Source organism: Pelatocladus sp. (assembly GCF_059505505.1).
The window spans coordinates 1-3,342 of the sequence record NZ_JCACKS010000171.1 but is presented as its reverse complement, the minus strand read 5'-3'; the positions used below and the strand labels follow the sequence as shown (position 1 = coordinate 3,342).

The window sequence follows — 3,342 nt, the reverse complement described above, 5'->3', positions numbered from 1 at the left end:
ATTCGCGATGGTATCTCGCGAATCATTTGTTTTTTCCAAATTGGGATGCTCCCGAGCATTCCTGTGTTTAAGCCAATGGATCGCGCATGGGTAGGGTCAAAACAAAATAACAATAAGTCTTTGCGAAGGACGGCAATTGTCATGAAAGTAATCACGCTAATAATTACTGTTTGGATAATATCGGCTTGAGAAATTCCTAGCACGTTGCCAAACAGAATGTGCATCAAATCTATATTGCTTGGTGTTTTAGAAACTAGCACCAAACCCAATGCAAAAAAACCTGTAAATACGAGTCCAGTTACCGTATCTTCTTTAATTCTTGTCAGGGATTTAATAAAACCAATAGCCATTACTGAACCTACGCCAAACACAAATGCACCTATCGCAAAGGGTATGTTTAATATATAAGCAATCACCACTCCAGGCATGACCGCATGAGAAACTGCATCTCCCATCAATGCCCAACCTTTGAGTGTCATGTAGCATGATAAAACAGAACAAACTACCCCAACTAAAGCACTAACAAAAATTGCTTTCACCATGAACTCATGTTGTAATGGTGCAGCAAACCACTGTAATAATTCCATTACTTTTATTCCTGATTTTTACTAGTTGAACGACTTTTGTTCAAGGATAAATCACCTACTGAACCACCAAAGGTGCGAGTAAGATTTTCTTCTGTGAAAACTTCAGAAGTTTCACCGTATGCTAAAATGGTGCGATTAATCAAGACAACTTGATCGCAGAAAGTGGTAATCGATGCTAAATCGTGGGGAGAAATTAAAATTGTCTGACCTTGTTCTCGCAATTCAAGTAATAGGTCAATCATAGTTTTTTCGGTTTTGATGTCTACCCCTGTGAATGGTTCATCTAATAGTAAAACAGTTCCTTGTTGTGCCAAAGCACGAGCAAAAAAGGCGCGTTTTTTTTGTCCGCCAGATAGTTCTCCAATTTGGCGATCGCGCATTGACCACATTTCCACTCTCTCCAAACTTTCCCTCACCACCCGTTTATCTTTAGCTTTGGGAATTCTCAAGATATTCATATATCCATAGCGTCCCATCATCACTACATCGTGGACACTTACCGGGAAATTCCAGTCCACTTCTTCCGACTGTGGCACATACGCTACTAAGTTATTTTTTTGGTATCGGCTCAATAATTTGGGGTAGCAGAAAAAAAGAAAAAGGTGAGCAAGGTGTACAAAACACCATAGAATATGGCATATGACGCAAAAATCACCGAATGGCTCCTCAGTATCCGAACTGCTGCAAACCATCGACCCTTTAGGGATTGCGGATGAATCGGTGCGTCGTACTATAGAGATATTATTGAACCTCATAGAGGAATTAAACTTACAGGTTAAAGAACTACGAGAAGAAAATCAGAGGTTGCGCTCTGAAAACAACCGCCTGAAGGGAGAACAAGAGAAGCCAGATATAAAAGCCAAGAAGAACAAAGGCTTCACAAACAATCACTCATCAGAGAAAGAACGACAAACTCCAAAAAAGCACACCAAGAGCAGTAAAAATGAAAGTATCAAAATAGACCGAGAAGAAATACTAGAATATCCTCGCTCCGAACTACCAGCAGATGCAGAATTCAAAGGATACGAAGAAGTAATCGTTCAAGATATCAAACTCACAACCGATAACATACTTTTTCGCAAACAGAAATACTACTCACCATCTGAGGGAAAAACTTACCTGGCATATCTGCCATTAGGTTACGAGGGAGAATTTGGTCCGGGAGTCAAAGCCTTAGTCATAAGCCTATATTACGGAGGCAATATGACCCAGATTAACTGTTGCCAAAGCCTCGGAGTTGCTTCTAGTTTTGCAGCATCCTGAATTGCCGTTGAATAACAATCCGGCTGAGTTAGCTGCTAGAACTATGGTGCAGTGACGCAATATTAGCTATGCCACTCAAACTACTGAGGGTACTAATGCTTGGGATACTTTTATGTCTCTTGTTGCCACTACTCGGAAGTTGGGAATTAGCTTTTTTGAGTATGTTCGTGACCGCATTTCTCAGGCAGGGAGAATCCCCTCTCTAGCGACTATTATTCGCGATAAATCTTCTGTTAATCCCTTCGGTTGGTCCTGGCAACCGGAATAATTGCTTACCCCAAAGTATTGAGGGGATACTTTTTTTGCACCATTCTAATGGGTAAGCCGTCAATTAATACTCTACCTGTGGTTGGCTTGACAAAACCCATAATTGCTTTAAATAGCGTTGATTTGCCACTACCATTCATCCCTACCAATCCACTAATTGAACCAGCTTTGAGTGCTAAAGAAGCACTGTGCAAAGCCACCTTACCGTGATAGGCAACTGTGACATTTTCAATGTCAATACTGACCATTGTTCTGTTCCAACAATGTCCATGCCCCATTCTCTTTTGTACTCCAGTGATTAGTTTGATTCCTCTCAGATACTCTTCAAACGTTACAGGTCATCATGCTGAAAACAGTTTTTCACATCACTTCTAGTGTTTTATGCTTTGCATTGCCATCACTCGACAACGTAGAAGATTTTATTGTGGATGCAACATTAGAGTCTCACATTTTCATTTGGATGGCAGTTTTGAGTATTTTCCTGATCTCGCTCCTGACGTTGGTGATTGTGGTAGTTGATCGCCGCTTGAACAAGATTCTGAAATCAATCGTGGCACAAGGTGTCATGTCTGAATTCAACTCTGCGATCGTTGCACCGCGTCTCAGTTTTTCCCAAATAGATTCAATTTCTGCAACATCTTCAGAAAAGATGGGAGTGATGCAATGGGTTGACAACTTTTTGTCTAGTGTTGGCAATTCTCGTGTTGTGCAAATGCCTCGAAATCGTTTGAGTCGTATTCTGATTCGCCTGGACGGTTGGCTAACTCGGCTTCTAGGACTATTCACAACGCTAATACAGTTTTTCCGTTCTTTTGCGTTACTGCTGGGGTTCAAGGAGGTTAGCTCTAATCGCTTACTCGATCCGTCAGACGCAGGAACTTTAGGAGATGTAACTTACATGAACACTCCTAAACGGATTAAACGCACCTTTGCGAAGACAAAAAGCAATCCTGAAGGTGGCAGCCGAGTGAAGTTCATATCCGCTTTGCAGAAAACAGATACCTTCGATCCGCCTTCTGTGATGCCGATATTGCAGCCTCCAACTCAGTCTGCGTTAGCGAAGCTTAACGAAGTTATCGCCCCGGTCGGTTCCAATCGTCGGACTGCCGATCGCAGTTTAGATCCCTTCCGCAGTATGGCTCGACAGCTTCAGTCAAAGCCTGCCAAACCAATTGGACTTTGGACAAAAAAGAATGAGTTCGCGTAAATTCTACGCGAACTCAAC

Annotated in this window: 6 protein-coding genes; 3 read left to right on the top strand and 3 right to left on the bottom strand. The window is 41.9% G+C overall.

The genetic code is table 11. The features are described 5' to 3' along the window. Nucleotides 1–587: metal ABC transporter permease (locus AC5JMK_RS13575; RefSeq protein WP_495910343.1), on the bottom strand; the 587-nt coding region annotated here is incomplete at its 3' end. 5 nt (nt 588–592) lie between these two features. Then, nucleotides 593–1,159, bottom strand: coding sequence for a metal ABC transporter ATP-binding protein (locus AC5JMK_RS13570; protein WP_495910342.1), 567 nt, complete (start codon nt 1,157–1,159; stop codon nt 593–595). Between the two features lie 67 nt (nt 1,160–1,226). On the opposite strand from AC5JMK_RS13570, the gene AC5JMK_RS13565 reads away from it, so the two are divergent. After that, entirely contained in the window at nt 1,227–1,850 is a 624-nt protein-coding gene (locus AC5JMK_RS13565) for a hypothetical protein (RefSeq protein ID WP_495910341.1), read from the top strand. Nucleotides 1,851–1,962: 112 nt separating this feature from the next. Beyond that, entirely contained in the window at nt 1,963–2,118 is a 156-nt protein-coding gene (locus AC5JMK_RS13560; RefSeq protein ID WP_495910340.1) for a hypothetical protein, read from the top strand. A 4-nt stretch (nt 2,119–2,122) separates the two neighbouring features. Here the strand turns inward: AC5JMK_RS13560 and AC5JMK_RS13555 are convergent, their stop codons facing one another. After that, nucleotides 2,123–2,365: an ATP-binding cassette domain-containing protein gene (locus AC5JMK_RS13555; protein ID WP_495910339.1), complete on the bottom strand. Its 243-nt coding sequence runs from the start codon at nt 2,363–2,365 to the stop codon at nt 2,123–2,125. A 95-nt stretch (nt 2,366–2,460) separates the two neighbouring features. On the opposite strand from AC5JMK_RS13555, the gene AC5JMK_RS13550 reads away from it, so the two are divergent. Further along, the gene (locus AC5JMK_RS13550) at nt 2,461–3,324 is read left to right on the top strand and encodes a hypothetical protein (protein ID WP_495910338.1); all 864 of its coding nucleotides are present in this window, start codon (nt 2,461–2,463) and stop codon (nt 3,322–3,324) included. Nucleotides 3,325–3,342 lie beyond the last annotated feature (18 nt).

Bases quoted from the DNA above. Each gene is read 5' to 3' on its own strand.
- AC5JMK_RS13555 (WP_495910339.1), bottom strand. From the start codon at position 2,365: ATGGTCAGTATTGACATTGAAAATGTCACAGTTGCCTATCACGGTAAG.
- AC5JMK_RS13560 (WP_495910340.1), top strand. From the start codon at position 1,963: ATGTCTCTTGTTGCCACTACTCGGAAGTTGGGAATTAGCTTTTTTGAG.
- AC5JMK_RS13565 (WP_495910341.1), top strand. From the start codon at position 1,227: ATGACGCAAAAATCACCGAATGGCTCCTCAGTATCCGAACTGCTGCAA.
- AC5JMK_RS13550 (WP_495910338.1), top strand. From the start codon at position 2,461: ATGCTGAAAACAGTTTTTCACATCACTTCTAGTGTTTTATGCTTTGCA.